General features: G+C 70.1%; 17 protein-coding genes and 1 pseudogene. 12 read left to right on the top strand and 6 right to left on the bottom strand.

Annotated features, from left to right (window positions below; translation table 11 throughout):
• Positions 1 to 203: 203 nt before the first annotated feature.
• Positions 204 to 1,724 (bottom strand): glycerol kinase GlpK, encoded by a 1,521-nt coding sequence (glpK, locus tag ACWGH0_RS32895; protein WP_453407938.1) that lies wholly within the window; start codon positions 1,722 to 1,724, stop codon positions 204 to 206.
• A 61-nt stretch (positions 1,725 to 1,785) separates the two neighbouring features.
• Positions 1,786 to 2,553: an IclR family transcriptional regulator gene (locus ACWGH0_RS32890; protein WP_453407937.1), complete on the bottom strand. Its 768-nt coding sequence runs from the start codon at positions 2,551 to 2,553 to the stop codon at positions 1,786 to 1,788.
• Between the two features lie 171 nt (positions 2,554 to 2,724).
• Here ACWGH0_RS32890 and ACWGH0_RS32885 point away from each other — a divergent pair, with 171 nt between their 5' ends.
• Positions 2,725 to 3,210: an ATP-binding protein gene (locus tag ACWGH0_RS32885; protein WP_453407936.1), complete on the top strand. Its 486-nt coding sequence runs from the start codon at positions 2,725 to 2,727 to the stop codon at positions 3,208 to 3,210.
• Positions 3,211 to 4,782: 1,572 nt separating this feature from the next.
• Here ACWGH0_RS32885 and ACWGH0_RS32880 read toward each other — a convergent pair.
• Entirely contained in the window at positions 4,783 to 5,205 is a 423-nt protein-coding gene (locus ACWGH0_RS32880) for a DUF6223 family protein (RefSeq protein ID WP_453407935.1), read from the bottom strand.
• 278 nt (positions 5,206 to 5,483) lie between these two features.
• Here ACWGH0_RS32880 and ACWGH0_RS32875 point away from each other — a divergent pair, with 278 nt between their 5' ends.
• The 4 genes from ACWGH0_RS32875 (at position 5,484) to ACWGH0_RS32860 (ending at position 8,596) form a co-directional block, all read left to right on the top strand.
• Complete coding sequence (locus tag ACWGH0_RS32875; RefSeq protein ID WP_453407934.1) at positions 5,484 to 6,551, top strand: sensor histidine kinase; 1,068 nt, start codon at positions 5,484 to 5,486, stop codon at positions 6,549 to 6,551.
• Positions 6,548 to 7,210 carry a response regulator gene (locus ACWGH0_RS32870; protein WP_453407933.1) on the top strand — a complete coding sequence of 221 codons (663 nt, stop codon included), beginning with the start codon at positions 6,548 to 6,550 and terminating at the stop codon, positions 7,208 to 7,210. The genes ACWGH0_RS32875 and ACWGH0_RS32870 overlap by 4 nt, the downstream gene beginning before the upstream one ends.
• A 362-nt stretch (positions 7,211 to 7,572) precedes the next feature.
• Positions 7,573 to 8,055, top strand: coding sequence for a DedA family protein (locus tag ACWGH0_RS32865; protein ID WP_453407932.1), 483 nt, complete (start codon positions 7,573 to 7,575; stop codon positions 8,053 to 8,055).
• Between the two features lie 379 nt (positions 8,056 to 8,434).
• A complete protein-coding gene (locus ACWGH0_RS32860; RefSeq protein ID WP_453407931.1) occupies positions 8,435 to 8,596 on the top strand; it encodes a hypothetical protein in 162 nt (53 codons plus the stop codon).
• Between the two features lie 69 nt (positions 8,597 to 8,665).
• On the opposite strand, the pseudogene ACWGH0_RS32855 reads toward ACWGH0_RS32860, so the two are convergent.
• Positions 8,666 to 9,213, bottom strand: a pseudogene (locus tag ACWGH0_RS32855) (hypothetical protein).
• Between the two features lie 286 nt (positions 9,214 to 9,499).
• On the opposite strand from ACWGH0_RS32855, the gene ACWGH0_RS32850 reads away from it, so the two are divergent.
• From ACWGH0_RS32850 to ACWGH0_RS32825, 6 genes are all read left to right on the top strand, one after another.
• Positions 9,500 to 10,015, top strand: a complete 516-nt coding sequence (locus tag ACWGH0_RS32850; protein ID WP_453407930.1) for a putative immunity protein — start codon at positions 9,500 to 9,502, stop codon at positions 10,013 to 10,015.
• Positions 10,016 to 10,263: 248 nt separating this feature from the next.
• Complete coding sequence (locus tag ACWGH0_RS32845) at positions 10,264 to 10,761, top strand: hypothetical protein (RefSeq protein ID WP_453407929.1); 498 nt, start codon at positions 10,264 to 10,266, stop codon at positions 10,759 to 10,761.
• 428 nt (positions 10,762 to 11,189) lie between these two features.
• Positions 11,190 to 11,465, top strand: a complete 276-nt coding sequence (locus ACWGH0_RS32840) for a hypothetical protein (RefSeq protein ID WP_453407928.1) — start codon at positions 11,190 to 11,192, stop codon at positions 11,463 to 11,465.
• A gap of 294 nt (positions 11,466 to 11,759) precedes the next feature.
• Positions 11,760 to 12,350, top strand: coding sequence for an AMIN-like domain-containing (lipo)protein (locus ACWGH0_RS32835; protein ID WP_453407927.1), 591 nt, complete (start codon positions 11,760 to 11,762; stop codon positions 12,348 to 12,350).
• A gap of 513 nt (positions 12,351 to 12,863) precedes the next feature.
• On the top strand, positions 12,864 to 13,367 hold the full coding sequence (locus ACWGH0_RS32830) for a hypothetical protein (protein ID WP_453407926.1): 504 nt from the start codon (positions 12,864 to 12,866) through the stop codon (positions 13,365 to 13,367).
• A gap of 202 nt (positions 13,368 to 13,569) precedes the next feature.
• Entirely contained in the window at positions 13,570 to 14,364 is a 795-nt protein-coding gene (locus tag ACWGH0_RS32825) for a hypothetical protein (protein WP_453407925.1), read from the top strand.
• Positions 14,365 to 14,433: 69 nt separating this feature from the next.
• Here the strand turns inward: ACWGH0_RS32825 and ACWGH0_RS32820 are convergent, their stop codons facing one another.
• Together ACWGH0_RS32820 and ACWGH0_RS32815 are read right to left on the bottom strand one after the other, a co-directional pair.
• On the bottom strand, positions 14,434 to 15,060 hold the full coding sequence (locus ACWGH0_RS32820) for a class I SAM-dependent methyltransferase (RefSeq protein ID WP_453407924.1): 627 nt from the start codon (positions 15,058 to 15,060) through the stop codon (positions 14,434 to 14,436).
• A gap of 208 nt (positions 15,061 to 15,268) precedes the next feature.
• Positions 15,269 to 16,429: an alpha/beta hydrolase family protein gene (locus tag ACWGH0_RS32815; RefSeq protein ID WP_453407923.1), complete on the bottom strand. Its 1,161-nt coding sequence runs from the start codon at positions 16,427 to 16,429 to the stop codon at positions 15,269 to 15,271.
• Positions 16,430 to 16,582: 153 nt separating this feature from the next.
• Here ACWGH0_RS32815 and ACWGH0_RS32810 point away from each other — a divergent pair, with 153 nt between their 5' ends.
• A complete protein-coding gene (locus ACWGH0_RS32810) occupies positions 16,583 to 17,071 on the top strand; it encodes a MarR family winged helix-turn-helix transcriptional regulator (protein ID WP_453407922.1) in 489 nt (162 codons plus the stop codon).
• Positions 17,072 to 17,270 lie beyond the last annotated feature (199 nt).

Here is a 17,270-nt window from a genome sequence, read left to right as displayed (position 1 = left end):
GTTACGAAGAATCCAGCTCCGACCCCACCTGATCAACGGCTGCCTCACCGCCACCGGCCTCAACCCACCGACCCCACCCTGAAAACCTCAGTAACCCCACGCGCCTCCTGGTCGGTCCCACATGACGGCTGATCACATCACTCGTTGAAGGCCGCTACGAGGACGGTCGTCCGGTCAGGTCAGGCAATACCTGACTGAAGTTGCTACGGGCCGTCCGGCCGTCTGATCCAGCCCAAGGAGCGTTCGACGGCCCGTTGCCAGTTCTCGTACTCCGACGCCCGTCGCGCGGGGTCCATGTCCGGCAGCCATTGGGCCGCCCGGTGCCAGTTGGCGCGCAGCACTTCCAGGTCCGCCCAGTAGCCGGCGGCCAGCCCGGCGGCGTAGGCGGCGCCCAGCGAGACGGTCTCGGTCGCCATGGGCCGTACCACCGGCACGTCGAGGACGTCGGCCAGGATCTGCATGAGGAGGTTGTCGGACGTCATGCCTCCGTCGACTTTCAGCTCTCTCAGGGTGAGCGAGGAGTCGGCGTTCATGGCGTCGACGACCTCCTTCGTCTGCCAGCCGGTGGATTCCAGCGCCGCCCTGGCCAGGTGCCCCTTGGTGATGTACGAGGTCAGGCCGACGATGACGCCGCGTGCGTCGCTGCGCCAGTGGGGTGCGAAGAGACCCGAGAACGCCGGGACGATGTAGCAGCCGCCGTTGTCCTCGACGGTCCGCGCAAGGGTCTCGATGCCCGGTGCGCTGTTGATGAGTTCCAGCCGGTCGCGGAACCACTGCACCAGGGCGCCGGTGACGGCGATCGGGCCTTCCAGGGCGTAGACGGCGGGCTGCTGGTCGATCTTGTAGGCGACGGTGGTGAGCAGTCCATTGCTGGACCGGACGACGTCGGTGCCGGTGTTGAGCAGCAGGAAGCTGCCGGTGCCGTAGGTGCACTTCGCCTCCCCCGGGGAGAAGCAGGTCTGCCCGAAGAGCGCGGCCTGCTGATCGCCGAGCGCGGCAGTGATGGGCCTGCCGGGGAGCACCGAGCGGTCCTCGCCGTACCACTCCGCCGAGGAACGGATTTCGGGCAGGATCGCGTGCGGAATCCCGAAGAACCCCAGCAGTTCCTCGTCCCATTCGAGCGTGCCCATGTTCATGAGCATCGTGCGGCTGGCGTTCGTCACGTCGGTGATGTGGCGGCCCCCCGCCGTCCCCCCGGTGAGGTTCCAGATCAGCCAGGACTCCATCGTGCCGAACAGCACGTCGCCGTTCGCCGCCCGCTGCGCCAGGCCGGGAACGTGGTCGAAGAGCCAGCGGATCCGTGGTGCGGAGAAGTAGGTCGAGGGCGCCAGGCCGCAGCGTTCCAGGAAGAACGCGTCGCCCGGGTCGCTGCGCAGGTCTTCGACGAGCGGGGAGGTGCGGGTGTCCTGCCAGACGATCGCCCTGTTCAGCGGGGTGCCGGTCCGCCGGTCCCAGAGGACGGTCGTCTCGCGCTGGTTCGCGATGCCCAGGGCCGAGACGGCCTCGGCGGCGACGCCGTCGCCCGCGCCGGACAGGGCCTCGGGCACGATGCGTCGCAGATTGCGCCAGATCTCCAGGGCGTCGTGCTCGACCCAGCCGGGCTTCGGGAAGAACTGCTGGTGCTCGCGCTGGGCGACGGACACCAGTCGCCCGCGGTGGTCGAACAGGATGCACCGGGTGGAGGTGGTGCCCTGGTCGATGGACATCACATACCGTTCGACCATGATCCGGACCGCCTTCCGATGCCTGGACATGCGATGCGTGCTGACGCGCTGCGCGAGGGGCCTACCAGCGGGCGGCTCCCAGGTTTCGTGAGATTGCCCGGGCGGTCTCACGGAGCAGGGTGATCAGCTTGAGTTCCGGCCGGCCCCTGACGTCGCAGATCCGCTCGACCGGTCCTGACAGGCCGATGGCGCCCACCGCGAGGCCGCCGTGCCCCCTGATGGGCGCGGCGACGCCGGCTTCCCCCATGGTCATCTCCTGCACTTCGGCGCCCCAGCCGTTCTCGCGGATCTCGGCGAGGGCGTGGGTCAGGTCGTCCGAGTGGGCCAGGGTGTGCCGGGTGTACGCCTCAAGCCCGGCGTCGACCGCCGCATCGAAATGTGCGGTGCCGAACGCCAGCAGCACCTTTCCGAGCGAGGAGGCGTGCAGGGGCAGCAGCGCGCCCACGTCGAGGGTCTGGAGCGTGTCGTCCGGCCGGAAGACGTGGTGGATGACGAGCACCCTGCCTTCGAGGGGAGTACCGAGGCGGACCGCTTCACCGCTGCGGGCGGCCAGGGCGTCGGCCCAGTTGATCGAGCGCGATCGCAGTTCGTTCACATCGAGGTAGCTCGTGCCGAGGTGCAGGAGGGCCGCCCCGAGCTGGTACTTCCCGGTCGCCGCGTCCTGCTCGACGAAATCCACGTGCTGGAGGGTGCGCAGAATGCCGTGTGTCGTCCCCTTCGCCAGCCCCAGCGAGGCCGCCACTTCCCCGAGCCCGAGCCGACGGGGGCCCGCGGCGAGCAGGCGGAGAATCGCCGCCGCCCGTTCGATGGACTGGACGGGACCGGCCATACCGCGATTCTAGATCCGCCTTTCCCGTCCCACATCGGCCATGACCCGGTTCTTTCTCTCCATCTCGACTTGCGTTCGGTAATGCCGACCGGGGTTTATTGACCGGTTTCCTCTCTCTTCATAGCGTGCGTGACGTCGGCACCCGTCGGCACCGTTCGTCAAGGAGGGCAGATGGCCGCCCAGCTCAACATCGTCGGCCCCGCAGCAGTCGATCGCCTCGGCGCCGACGCTGTCGACCATGTCTGCCCCGTGCCCCACGCCCCGGGGGCCGTGCCCGCCATCCGCGGACGGGTCCGCAACATACTCACCGAGTGGGGCCTGTCTCCCGACGCCGTCATGGACGCCCTCGTGGTGGTCTCCGAGCTCCTGACCAACGCCCTGGTCCACGCCCTGCCGCCGGCGACGCTGCGGCTGTCGTGGGTCCGCGTCGAGGGGCATGGGGCCCTGCGCGTGGAAGTGACCGACGCGGGGCCCGTCCTCGCCGGTGACGGATGGGGAGCCCCGGACCCGGACGAGCAGGGCCGTGACGGATGGGGAGCCCCGGATCCGGACGAGCACGGGCGCGGCATAGACATCGTCGCTGCGTTGGCTGCCCGGTGCGGCGTACGCGTCGGCACCGAGGGAATCACACGCTGGGCCGACCTCTCGGCGGCCTAGTACGGCAGTCAGGCAATCGTTGCCCGAGCCGGTCGGTTGCGTCGACGGGGCACGTATTCACGGCCTGCACTCGGCCCCGTCCGCACCTGCGGTCGCGTACGGGCTCGAGCTCTCACACGCCCTCGCCCCCTCCCTCAGCTGCGTGCCGCAAGGGACCCGGACACGGGCCAACGGCAGAGTTACGTATCCCACGTTTCGGCCGCCTGGATGAACAGCGACTCGCCGGGCCCCGTTGACCTCGATAACCGGCGACCCATCCCAGACCGGTGAGTGAGCGAGGTTCGCACATGCCCAGGCCCCTTCTGTACGACGCCCGGTTCCCCGCGGCCGGAGGCTGCTGCCCGGCGCGGCCGGCGCACCACGGCTCCTGCCCCCGACCCGCCCGCTGAACGGCCGGCCCCATGGACTACTGCGTCCCCTGCCGCCGCACTCTCAACGGCGCTGTGACGTGCCCCGAATGCGGGGCGTACGACTGCGGCATGCAGCCACCGAACGACGGGGCCGCTGATGCTTCTGCCGAGGGCTCGGCGGTGATGGAGGTACTCCTCGACGAAGGACCGCGCCCGGTCGAGCCCCCCGGCGTTTCCCGGCACGCCACTCCCCCGGCCGCCGCACCCGCGGCCCGGGCACCGGCAGCCGCGGAGCCCGCAACGCCCACTTCTTGGGCCGCCGTACCCGCCCCCCTGGTGCGGACCGCGACCACAGCCGGGCCCGAGCCTCAGGCCGCCACCGCGCCCGTAGTCGTGGCGCAGCGCCAGGCAGCCGCCGTACTGCCGGATGCGCGCCACCGTTCGCCCCGCTGGAAGAAGTACGGCGGCCGGACTCTTGCCGCGGCCACCTTCGCGATGCTGGGTGGCCTGGCCACCGCATCGCTGCTGCCCGACCACTCGGCCGGAGCCCCTCAGGCGACGCCGAGCCCACAGGCGTCCCCCGACGAGCCCCCGGAGCAAACGACCGAGCCATCGAAAGCCTCACGTTCCCCCAAGCGTGCGGCCACACGCCCGGCCAGAAGCACCGCCCGGGGCCGGGACAAGACGGTGACTCGCCGTCCGCGTGCGACGCCCACTCCGCCCGAGCCGCCGGCTTCCGCAACGCCCACCGCCTCCCCCGCTCCACAGCCCCCGAAAGCCAGCCCGGCTCCCAGGCCCTCCAGAAGCCGCCCCAGCCAGTCGCCCCCGGCAACCAGCCCTTCCCCACGTCCTACTGGGAGTGTCAGCCCATCTCCTACAGGCAGCCCCACGCCCAGCACATCGAGCACTCCGGGTGGGCAGGCGACCGACGTACCCCGGGCAGGCGCGAATCCGCTGCTGGTGGACCTGCGCCCCATCGGGACGGGCGGTTCGGGGCAGGGGCAGGTGCAAGTGCAGGTGCAGGTGCAGGTGCCGCCGAACTGAGGAGCGTACGCACGGAACGGTGCCGGTCGTGCGGACCAGCCGGCCTCGATCGGCGCCGTGCCCTTTGGTCGTCGCGAGGGACATGGGCCGCCCGGTGCGTGAGGTTCGACAGTGCCTGCACTCGGCGCATCCGGTCGGTCTTCAGGCGGACCCGCACGCGCGCTCGTGTGCGCTGCGGTCAGCCGGTGCGGCGGTGCCGGGCCAGAGCCAATCCGCCGAGGCCCGTGCCGGTCAGTCCCAGCAGCAGGGCGACATAGGCCCCGCCCAGCCCGTTGCCCGTGCCGAGTCCACCGTCTGCTGTGCCGGCGACCAGCCCGCCGAGCGCCATGGCGGTCACCCCCGCCGCCGAGGCCGTCATGGCACCGAGTGACCCGTTGGCAGTGCCGAGACGACTGGCCGGGCGGGCCAGCGCCAGTACGGCGACGACCACACCGGCCAGCCCCAGCAGCCCGCCCGTGGCGGCCCCGAGTCGCCCGGGGCTGAAGGCGTAGACACTGGCGGCGATCGGCTGGACGGAGGCGTGCGCCGCCGCTGGTGCGGCAAGACAGAGAGCTCCGAGCAGGGCGGCCGCCGCGGCGGCAGACAGGCGACGAATGGACATCAGCGTGCTCCTTCTCTTCGTAAGGCTGGACGTCGTCCGAGCATGTCGGCCGAACCCACTGCCCGTCGTCCCGCAGACGCAGGCACTTCGGTCTGCCGCCGTCGGCGCATCCGGCTACCACGAACGCGGCAGTGGCCGCGAAGGTACTGCGCGCGCGGTAGGCGTGCGCTCGTCCGTGAGTGCGATTCGACCGGCCGAGCATCCGGCTACGGTGCGCGCATGAGGAAAGGCGATTCGCTGTCCGAGCCGGGATCAGGGACTGGCTGACCGCCGTCGGCGTGACGGCGGCTCTGCTGCTCACCGGCCTGTCCGGGCAGCACCCCGCCACCGGCCTCGGCTTCCTCGGCTACGTGCTGCTGGCGGGCGGCGGCCTGGCGCTGGGCGTCGGCCGGCGGGCGCCGGTACCCGTCCTGACCGTGACCGGGCTGTGCGCGGTGGGGTACCAGGCGGCCGGTTTCGACGTGCCCGCCGTCGCGTACCTGTTCGCGGTGTACGCGGCCATGCGGGCGGGACACCGCATCATCACGGTGGTGGCGAGCGTCGCCGTGCTGGCCGCTCTGCCCGTAGCGGCCCTGGCGTCGGGCCTGCACACCACGGGAGAGGCGTTCGCGCAGGCCCGGGGCGCCCTTGAGATCGCCTGGCTGATCGCCGCCGGTGCCGCCGGTGAAGCCCTTCGGCAGGCCGAGCGGCGGGCCGACGAAGCCGAGCGCACACGTGAGGAGACCGCGCGGCGCCGTGCCGACGCGGAGCGGCTGCACATCGCGCGGGAACTGCACGATTCACTGACCCACCAGATCTCGGTCATCAAGGTGCAGTCCGAAGTCGCCGTCCACGTGGCCCGCAAGCGCGGCGAACAGGTACCGGAGGCCCTGCTGGCGATCCGGGAGGCCGGCCGGGAGGCGTCCCGCGAGCTGCGAGCGACGCTGGAGGCGCTGCGCGACGACGACACGACCCCGCCGCACGGGCTCGACCACCTGCTCGAGTTGGTGGAGCGGGCTCGCAGGACCGGTCTGGAGGCGACCCTGACGATCGAGGGGCAGCGGCACGACGTGCCGGCCGCGGTGGGCCGGACCGTCTACCGGATCGTGCAGGAGTCACTCACCAACATCGCCCGTCACGCGGACGCCACCACGGCATCGGTCCGCGTCGACTACCGCCCGGGCGTTGTCGCCCTGCAGGTCGACGACGACGGCAGGGCCACAGTGGAAACCGCCCCGGCGCCCGGCATCGGACTGCTCGGGATGCGCGAACGCGTCAGCGCACTCGGAGGTCACCTCCGGGCGGCACCGCGCGGCGAGGGCGGCTTCACCGTCCAGGCCGAACTCCCCGTGGAACTGGCCTCATGATCCGTGTCCTGCTGGTCGACGACCAGGCGCTCATTCGCCGCGGGTTCCGTGCGATCCTCGACCTCGAGGACGACATCGAGGTGGTGGCCGAGGCCGCGAACGGAGAAGAGGGCCTAGCGCTCGCCAGGCAGCACCTGCCCGACATCGCGCTCATCGACATCCAGATGCCAGTTCTCGACGGCATCGAGACCACCCGGCGCATCGCCACCGACCCGGCCCTCGCCGAAGTGCACGTCGTCATCCTGACCAACTACGGCCTGGACGAGTACGTGTTCGACGCCCTGCGGGCCGGCGCCGCCGGATTCCTCGTCAAGGACATCGTCCCGGAGGACTTCCTGCATGCCGTACGCGTCGCCGCGCGCGGCGACGCCCTGCTCGCCCCCTCGATCACCCGCAAGCTGATCAACCGGTACGTCACCCAGCCGCTCACCGCCTCCACCGCCACGGTGCTGGAAGAGCTGACCGGCCGCGAACGCGAGGCCGTCGTCCTGGTGGCGCACGGTCTGTCCAACGACGAGATCGCGGACCGCATGGTGATCAGCCCGCTGACCGCGAAGACGCACATCAATCGGGCCATGACCAAAGTGCACGCCCGCGACCGCGCGCAGCTCGTGGTCCTCGCCTACGAATCCGGCCTGGTCGTCCCGCGCACTTCCTAGGATGCATGGTCCGGGCTTATGCACTTACGCCGACGTACGCTGTGCTCTGCCGCGCCGCTGGGCTTCCGGTGAGCCACAACGGGCCAGGTTCGCCGACCCCGCCTGTCGTTCACCTCGTAGCCCGCACCCCATACCCGCCGTACGCCCGTTCGGTTAGGCTACCCTTGCCTGACGGCGGCTGCGGGTTGCGCTGCCGCAGGTGAAACACTGAGGACTGCAACCCACAGCACGCTACGGCAGAGGCAGGGCGCAGGTGAGATTCGGTGACCGGGCCAGTGTGCCGTCGTGCGCCAGCCGGGGCGGGACGCCCATGCGGGTGACGGGCGTCCCGGGTTCCGGCGCGAAGCTCGGGACGAGGCGTCGTGGATAAGATCGCGCTCACGGCCGGAGCCCTGTATGCGATTGTCCTGCTTCGTGCCGGAGGGACCTTCGCCGTCGGGTGGCTCACCGGCGCCGGTGCGCGGCGCAGCAGGTTCGCGGAGCGGATCTCCTCGGCGAAGTTCCGGCGCGCCGAGCGGGCGATTCAGCGGTGGGGCGCGCCGGTGGTGGCCGTCTCCTTCCTGACCGTCGGTTTCCAGACCGCCGCCAACTTCCTCGCGGGCAGCATGCGCATGCCGTTGCCGCGCTACCTCCCCGCCCTCTTCGTGGGCGGAGCGGCCTGGGCGCTGATCTACGCGACCGCGGGGCTCGGCGCGCTCGAAGTGCTGGGAAGGCTTTTCGCGGAGCGGACGGCCCTCGGGGTGTCCGCTGTGGCCGTACTCCTCCTCACGGTGTGCGGAGTGGTGTTGTACCGCAGAAGAAGAGCGGCCGTGTCCTCCGGTGACACCGTGGCCGAGGAATCCTGAGTCCGTCCGCGAGGGTGCCGCCGCGCGCGAGACGTACGCGTCGCGGACTTCGCTCTCCCGTCGAACCGCGGACGGGGACCACCGTATGCCTCCGTGGACTCGGCGTCCCAGCTGAACAGCGTGCACAGCACAGCCCCTTGAGCGCGCTGTGGCGTCGCTGAGTAGAGGAACCGCCGTGTCGACGCCGAAGTGCGGGGGTAGTGAGCGGGTGGCTGGAAGACGCCGCATCAAATAACGACGAAGGCGTGATCAGTCCTTACGTGGATGCCATCCCGCAGGCATTGTTGAGCCCTCAGGTGCGCGGTTGACCGGTTCTCGCCATGGCCCACGACCCGCGTACTGAGCTGACGGTTTCATCACCCGGGGGAAGGGCACGGCAGTGCACCAGCAGGACGGCGCCAGACTGGCGTCCAGTGACGCTCCGATCTACGCGCGCCTCGTCATGGAACGCGGCGACGTGCCGAGCGAGGTACGCCGGGTGGCCGAGCAAACCCTGCGGGAGGCGGACAGGGCCGTCGATTTCCGCTCGGTGCGCCAGTGATCTGAGCCGTCGACGTACATCCGGTGCTGCCGGTCGCCTCATGGCCCGCGACCGGTCGCGGCTGTGTCATCAGGGCAGGGCACTCGCCCAGACTGTCAGGGTGGCGAAGTCGTCGCAGGTGAGGCCGCGTCGGGGTCGACTCGGTGCAGCAGGGCGGGACCGTCGTGGTGTTCGTCGACCCAGGTGCGGTCTGCCTCGGTGATGTCGTCGTCGATCCAGGCGAAGGCCCGGCCTTCGGCCCACGTGACGATCTCGGGCGTCTTCCAGAACACACCGCCGTCGGGCACGGGTCGCGGCGCAGACCACGCTATGAAGGGAAGCTCCGACAGTCCCAGGACGGGTGCTACGTAGGTGTTGGCTTCTTCCTCCCACGTGGTTGCCCACACCAGTTCGAAGGGAAGCGCCTCCAGGGCCGGGCCGTGTTCCGGATTGAGCCACACCCGCAGCGGCTTCACCCTCCTGTTCGGCAGCCCCCACTCCGTCAGCCGACGTCGCTCGGCGGCTTCCCAGCGTGGTGTCACGAGCCGGTGCGTCTCATAACCGGCGGGCCGCCGGTGCGGCTTGGCGGCATACGGATTCAGCGGTCCGTCCACATCCACCAGGAGCGTTGGACGCATCGAGCCCCCTTCTCTTGGTCCTGCTGCGCACGGTACCGACCGATGTCCGCAGGGCCCATCGACTTTTGTCGGCAGGCAGGGACTGTCACAGGTCCGGGCGGGTGGCGGGTCCCGTTCAGTCCGCTCCCAAGGGGCGGACGGCCCGGGCAGGCCAGTTGGTTGGCAGGTTTTGCTGCACTTGCTTATGGGTGGAGCATTCTGCATTATTCCCTGCTCGAGGCGGCGCACCGGTCGCCTGCCACAGCCCAGCCGGCGGCGCCAATGTGCGCAGGAGGGAGCGCACGGCATGATCCTCCCGAAGGTCCGGGACCGTCGCTTCGTGACAGTTCGCCGTGGCGGGACTCTCACTGATGCGGATCACCGTCTCCTCGCTCTATGGGCTGCCTCGTGCGCAGAGCACGTCCTTGGCCTCTTCGAGTCGGTCCGCCCTCAGGACCTGCGACCCCGCCAGGCGATCGAACATGCCCGCGCCTGGGTGCGTGGCGAGGTCAGGATGATGCAGGCTCGAGCGGCCGGCGGCCATGCGATGGGGGCAGCCAGAGACCTGACCGGGGCAGCACGACATGCCGCGTACGCCGCCGGCCAGGCCGGCGCCGTCGCCCACGTCGCCGCGCACGAACTGGGCGCGGCCGCCTACGCGATCAAGGCTGCACGCGCAGCAGCGCCGAAAGGCGACAGCCAGACCGCGGGGCGACTCGAGTGCCAGTGGCAGCGCGATCAGTTGCCGGACGCGATCCGCGAGCTCGTACTCGATGACCAACGGCTGCGCAACGACATCTGCTGGTCGGTGTTCGACTGCTGAAGCCGAACCCGGCAGACCGCGAGCGGCCCGCTTTCATGCACCGGGTCTGCACTCATCTGCACTCCGCCACCGGTGATCAAGTCCGACCCCAAGTAAGGCGCGGGCATGATTAGGGTGGCCTAGAGCGCCAGGGGGGCTGCGAGTCCAGTGCCAAGGCCGTGGAGAAGGGCCGCGAGCCGCAGAGGCGGTTCAGCAATGATCGGACGGCCGAACCGCAGGCGCTGATTGAGGCTTTGGAGAAGATGTAGATGTCCGATCTGGAGTGTTACGCCCGCGTAGCCGCCCACAGCGACGTACTGGGCGTGGGCATCGGCGCGCAGCCCGCCGAGTGGGAGGACCGGCTGGGGACCGATTACGTCGACGACGCGGACGGGGGTCTGCTGCGGCGCGACTACGGGCTCGTGGAACTGTCGTTTCAGGAGCAGCACGGGGCCTGGCCCTGTTTCGGGATCAGCGTGCAGGTGCACCGGCTGCGGTGGGACACGGAGTCGGCCGTGCCGGCGCTCCTACGGAGCGTGTACGGCGACTTCTCCTCTCGAATGCCCTTCGAGGACCTGGTCGCCGCGATCGCCACCCTCGGCTGTTCGGTCGAACCGGACGACGGGACGGCGACGGACTTCCACCGCTACCGGGTTCCGGAGTCCGGCGTGAGGATTCTGGTCCGCGTGGACGCCGCCGGCCATGGACCGGCGGGTCAGGTATGGAATCTCAGCGTGTCTCCCGCCTGGTGGCGCGAGACACGCTGAGGGGTACCGGGCCCCAGTGCGCTCCCCGTCGGCTGAAGCCGCTGCCCCGCAGCGGACAGGTCCGCTCGGCGGCGGGGGCGCCGACCGGACCATGAAGCGTCCCGCCTCGCGAGAACGAGCGACGCAGGCCCGAGGACAGCGGCTGGGCCGCGGCTGATCCCTCGGGGCGGCCGCCATGTACCGCCAACCATGAAGTGTCCATGCCCCACGAGAACGAGCAACGCACCCGCGCGATGAGCGTTCCGCCTGGCGGGATCGCTGCCCAGGGGAGGACAGCCGGGCGTCGCGGGGACCTGAGCCTCGGACGCGCCGGGCTGTAACGGATGCCCCGACCAGCGGTTCGTCCCAATCACCCCAACCAACCGCACACTTAGGCGAGTTGGTACGCTCACCTCACGATTTGAACACGTTCAAATAGGGAGTCAGTGATGCCTCAATCGACCACGCCGGACCAGAGCGACACACCCGCAGTCGCGCTGGGCCCCACCGCTGTCGTTCTCGGGATATTCGCCGTCGCCGGCCTGTGGACGCCCGCGATCCTGTTCGCCGTCCTCGCGGGGCCGCTCGCTCTCATCGCCGGCGTGGCCGGCATCCACTACGCGCGGCACGGCACCGGCCGCATGCGGACCGCCATCACCGGAACGGTCCTCGGCGCCGCCGCATTCGGCAGCAGCATCACCGTCGTAGGCGTGCTCAGCATCTAGCAGCGGTCAGCCGAAGCACTGCATGGCGTTGGTTCGCGTACGAGACGGGCTGGTGCCAACGGGCAGGAGCGCGCCCAGTCAGCTGATCGCCCCGGGTAGCAGGGCGCTGGGACGTTGCCGCCTCAGGCACGGTACGTAGTCGCGATCACCATGGTCCGCCACATGCCGCGGAACGCCACCGCTGCCATCAGGCGCGGGCATTCCTGAACTGTAGGGCTCCGGAACCGTGCAACCATTCGGCCCACCCGCGTGTCTCCCTTGATATCCGACACATCACCCTTTCTAGGGGACGAAATGGGACGACACAAAGCCGCATGGGCGACGGTAGTCGCGCTCGTGGCTGCCACGACAGGAGTGGTCGCGGCCCCGGCCGCTGCCACGACGACGACCACCACCACCACGCAGAGCACGTACTGCCCCACCGGCTGGGGCAGTACGGCCAAGACCCGCTCCGCCGCGACGACGGAGTCGGTGACGAACATCAGGACCGGCCGGCACGCCTGCTTCGACCGCATGGTCGTCGACGTCCCCGGCGCGGGCACCAGCGGACTCGGCTATTCCGTCAGGTACGTCAGCCGCCTCCACCAGGACGGTTCGGGCAACTACATCCCCGTCGGCGGCGGCGCCGTCCTCGAGGTACGCGTCAGCGCCCCCGCCTACGACCCCGAGACCGGCGAGCAAACCTATCCGGCGCGGGCCGGTCAGCGCCTGCCGGGCGTAAACCTTGCGGGATACCGCACCTTCAGGGACGCCCGGTTCGCCGGCAGCTTCGAAGGGGACACGCAGATCGGGCTCGGCGTCCGGGCACGGCTGCCCTTCCGAGTGTCGGTGGCGACCGACCGGGTCGTGATCGACGTGGCACACAACTGGACAGGGGCACGCTGAGTCCTTGAGGGCTGGTCGAACATCGGCGCTCCGATCTCGACGCCGACGCAGATGTCGACCAGATGCGGTCCAGGGCGAGGATCTCCGCTCGGACGTGCCGGACTCCACCTGCTTCGCGGCAACCGCGGAGAAGGCGATCGGAGCCCGGCACGCCCGCGGTGATCATGTCTGTCGCGTGAGACACGATTCTTATGACCTGCACCCGGTGCGTAGCACTACAGCGAGCCTCAGGGAGTAGCGGCAGATACCTGCGCGCCGGAGGCACCAAGAACGCCCGGGCCCTGCGCACAAATCGGCGGAGGCAGGATCGCTCGGCGCGTACGTCATGGCAGCCGAACCAGTAGGCTCCCCTGCCGCCTTCCCGTGCAGCCGTGCACGAGACCGGCGGTCCCCCGGCAGGCCCTTTTCGAAGCGCTTGGCTGTGTCGACCCCCGAGCCGCGACCGCCCGTTCTTCTTCGTGGGCCAAGAGGCTTATGTAGGGTCTGCTGACCAGACGATCACGGGGGAATTCCATGTCCACGTCCTCACTGCGGGGCACGGCCGTTGTCGCCGTAGCCCTGGCCGCGCTCAGCGTCTCCTGCAGCTCGACCCCGAAGTCCGAGAGACCGGCAGGCAGACCGGCCGTCGCCGCGGTCGAGACCAGTACGCCGACGCAAACGCCCGCCTCGCCCGCCTCGCCGGTCTCGTCCGCCTCGCCCGTTGCACCACCGCCCGAGAAGGTCAGAGATGCCTTCGCCGGGCTCCAGGCGACCCTCAATGAATCCTGCACTCCGGAGAACTGCGCCTACTTCCTCGGGCGGGTCTACGACGAACTTCACCGCCTGGACCGGGCTATGAAGGCGGACCCGAAAGGCCCCGGCCACTTCCCTGAGCCGATCGAACTGATCAAGAAGCTCGACACCGAGCTCAGCGACGACCGGTCGTTCGAGAACTTGAAGAAACACCAAACGTCGCTGATCGGCACCCGCGACAAGATCAACACTTGGATGCAGGGCCACCCTGACGACTACCGTTGATGCTCGCTCGGTCTGACACCACTTGACGGTGCCACCGGCCATGCGGCTGCCTTCCGTCGCGTACCGGGGAAGCTGGCCCCGGCCTGCACCGCGCCTTGCTGGCGAACTCCCCTCCCACCGAGCTCCATCACCGCCCTCGTGCGAAGATCTGCGGGCCTTTTCGGGCTCCTGTCTGCCGCAGTAACGATTCCTCGGAGAGCCCATGCGCCACGCCCCACGCCTCGCCGCCGCTGTCCTCCTCCTCTGCACCGCCTGTTCGGGCAGCCCGGACGGTGACTCGGAAGAGAGCGCGACGAACGCCGTGGATCACGGGGCGGCCGTGCGCCGCGCGATTGAGAGGACGAGCGCGGACAGCGTCCGCGTGGACGAGAAGATCGAGTTGCGGTCGGCCGACAGCCCGAGGACGTACGTGTTCGCGATCGCCGGAGCCTTCGACCTGGCGGGTGACAAGGGCCGGCTCACGGTGGAGCTCGAGGACAGCGGCATGGACCCCGTCGAGGAGGTCTTCGTGGGCGACACCGTCTATGTGCGCGGGTCGCGAGCGGTGAGCGAGGGCAAGTGGGCCGCGGCTGCCCGCAGCGAAGCCCTGACGCGCTACTTCCTGCGGGCGCCGCTGAACGACCCGGAGCACCTGCTCCGGCAGATGAAGGCGATGCGGCAGGTGACGAACGAAGGCGAAGAGAGGGTGAACGACGCCCCCGCGGTGCACTACCGGGGCACTGTCGACCATGCCACCGCGACGCTGCGTATGACGACGAAGACGAAGAAGGGGCTGGACAAGCTGCGCGAGACACTGGGCGACGACATGCCCGTCTACGCGGACTTGTGGGTCGACGGGAAGGGGCGCGCCGTCCAGGCCCGGCTGTCCTACTTCGGGGGCATGAAGGCCATGACGACGATGACGCTGTCGGACTTCGGGACACCGGTGAAGGCCGTGGCGCCGTCGGCCAGGCAGGTCGTCCCTGTAACGGCGGGCGAGGACGTCCTGCTGGCCTGAGCGGGTCGAGCACGGCGTGGGACCACTCGTACGCGTCCCTGGCCGGACCTTCGTGGAGAAGGCACGGACTCACGCAGTGATGCGGGAGTGGACGCTGACGGCGTAGCCGCAGCCTTCCTCATAGGGATCGCCGCTCCAGGTGGCAAAGCGCTGCCGCAGAGTGAGTCCTGCCTGGGTGCACCAGTGGTCGAACTGGGTGAGGGTGACCGTCGGTTCCGGCAACGGCAGGTGTGCCGCGTCCAGTCCCATGCCCGTGACCAGCAGACCGCCGGAGCGCAGTGCGGCGGCCAGCTGCCGAACGACAGCTGATTCGGTGCCCGGGGCCAGCAGGGGGATGACGTTTCCGGCGGCAAGTACCAGGTCGAAACCCTGGTCCAGGCCGAGGGTGTCCAGGCGCGCCAGGTCACCCAGGAGCCAGTCCTGCGTGGGGGCGTCCCGGCGGGCTACGGCGAGCATCGAGGGGTCGACGTCCACGCCAGTGCAGTGGTGGCCCAGCTCCGCGAGTCGGATCGCGATCCGACCGGTGCCGCAGCCGGCGTCGAGCACCCGGGCCCCCGGTTCCAGCAGTGCGGCGCAGAAGGCGGCCTCACCGTGGATGTCGTGACCTGAGGCAGCGAGCTGCGCGAAACGCCGAGCGTACTCCTCTCCGGCTTGTCCACCGGTCAGTTCCGCCCAACGGTCGCGTTGCCCCGTCATGTTCACAGTGCCTTCCGATCAGCCTCGCCCAGCAGGGGCGAAGACGTTTCCTCACACGATGTGCGGCCGCGAGTGCGCACGTCGCCGGATGCTACGACGGTACGGCACGACCGGCCCCGGGCCCCTCCATCACCCGGCCGGGACGCCCCCCTGAGCCTTGCCCCTTGGGGGCCGGCAGGGCGACGGCCGCTCGGTACGTGTCCGCCCGTCAGCCTTTCTTGTGAATGACCACCTCCGGGTGCTCGGCGGACGGCCCGTCCAGCAGCTTGTTGTCCACGCCCTTCAGGTGCAGGTCGAAGAACGCCGTCACGAACGCCCGCGTGATCTCCTGCGAGCGCTTGCCCGAGAGGGGCTCCTCCGGAGGCAGCAGGCCCAGTTGGTCGGCGAGAACCGGGGTGTCGGTGAAGGTGAAGTGGCCGGCGCCGGTGACGTTGATCCAGCGCTTCCACCCGTCCAGGAGCGGCCAGTCGCGGACCCAGGAGGGGTCGTCGTCACCGGTGCCGAGCATCATGAACGGACGGCCGTCCAGGCCGTCCGCCGGTACCGGCTCCATGAACGAACCGTCCATGTTGGCCCCGGCGCGCACCCGGGCATCCCCCACCATGGTCGTCGCGGCGGAGGCGCCGCCGATGGAGTGGCCGGCCATGCCGATCCTCGCGCGGTCGATCAGGCGGGCGTGCCGCCAGGCGGGGCGCTGGTCGGCCAGGAGCCGGTCGAGGAGGAAGGAGACGTCCTGGGCCCGGCCCCTGGGGACCACCCCGTACCCGCCCGGCGGTATTTTGTCGCAGGCGACGCAGGTCAGAAGACGCCCGCCGGGGAATGCCGTGCCGACCGACTCGTAGGCGTGGTCGACGGCGGCGACGACGTACCCCTGGCTCGCCAGTTCCTCGGCGAGCAGGGTGAGGGTGGAGCGGTTGACGGTGAACCCGGGTGACAGCACCACGAGCGGGAACTTCCCACGTACAGGCGCGGCGGCGGTACGGGCGTGGGTGCGAGTGCCGCTGAGCGTCCTGGCGGACACCTCGTCGGTCAGTTCCCGGTCGTCGATGAAGGCCTGTGCCTCGCCTCTGGTCATGTACGGGGCCGTCCTGCCGCTCCCGGGCCGTGCCGGGTAGTAGACCGACACCATCAGCTCACGCGCCCCGCTTTCCGGGACCCAGGGGTCGGGGCGGCTCTTGTCCACGAGGTGCAGGGTGTCGCGCCCGACCGCGAAGGCGCCGGTGGGAGCCGGGAGTTCGAGGCGTACGCGGGCGTCCTCGGCGGCCGGTGCCCCCGGCGTGGCGGGGACGGCCGAGGCGACGCCCGTGCCCAGTACGGCGAGGGACAGTCCGAGTAAAGCGGCGGCAGCGCCGCGAGGCAGATGATTCATACCGGTGAGGCTAGGCAGCGGGACCCGCCCCGGGCGTCATCCCACAGCCTGACCGGGGTCGGCCGCCGGATGTACGACGCTCTCCACCCGCCGACCGACCTGTCCCCTAGGGCACTTGACCTCAACCACGGTTGAGCTCCTACGGTCGACTCCATGACAACGACAACGGCCACACCCACTCCCGTCACTCCCGTCAACGCCGCCAACCCTGCCGCCACCGACGCCGAACTCGCCTCGCAGCCCATCGGCTACTGGAGCGGCGTCGTTCACAAGGCCGTCATCCGGCACATCCGCGACGCCATGGCCCGCGTGGACGTCACTCAGCCCCAGTGGTGGACCCTCAACCGAGTCGACACCGGCGACCACGTCACCCGTGAGGTCGTCGTCACGGGGCTCGCCGACGTCGCGGACACCCCCGACGACGCCTCCCGCGCCGTCGACCACCTTCTTCACCGGGGCTGGCTGCGGGTCGACGACGACGAGCGCCTGCACCTCACGGACGAGGGACGCGCCGCCAAGACCCGGATCAAGGAGCTGGTCACCGGCATCCGGGCGGAAATTCACAACGGCATCACCGACGAGGAGTACGTCGCCGCCCTGAAGGTACTGCGTCGCATGGCCGACAACGCCGCTGCGGTCTGACCCGCGCGGGGCTGTCACCTCACCGCACCAACCGGCGCCTCATGACACTCGACTGAAGCCGTTGTTCTGCCGGGTCCACGGCCGTGTGCAGCCAGCCCTTGGCCTGGGCCCCGCCGCCGTACCGTCGTCCCGCGCCGACCGCACTCCCCGGGGGGGGGGGGGGCCCCCGTTGGAGGGCCGGGGGGCCCGCCCGCCCCCC

This window comes from Streptomyces sp. NPDC054887, assembly GCF_053610585.1.
This window is presented reverse-complemented; position numbering and strand designations above follow the sequence as displayed.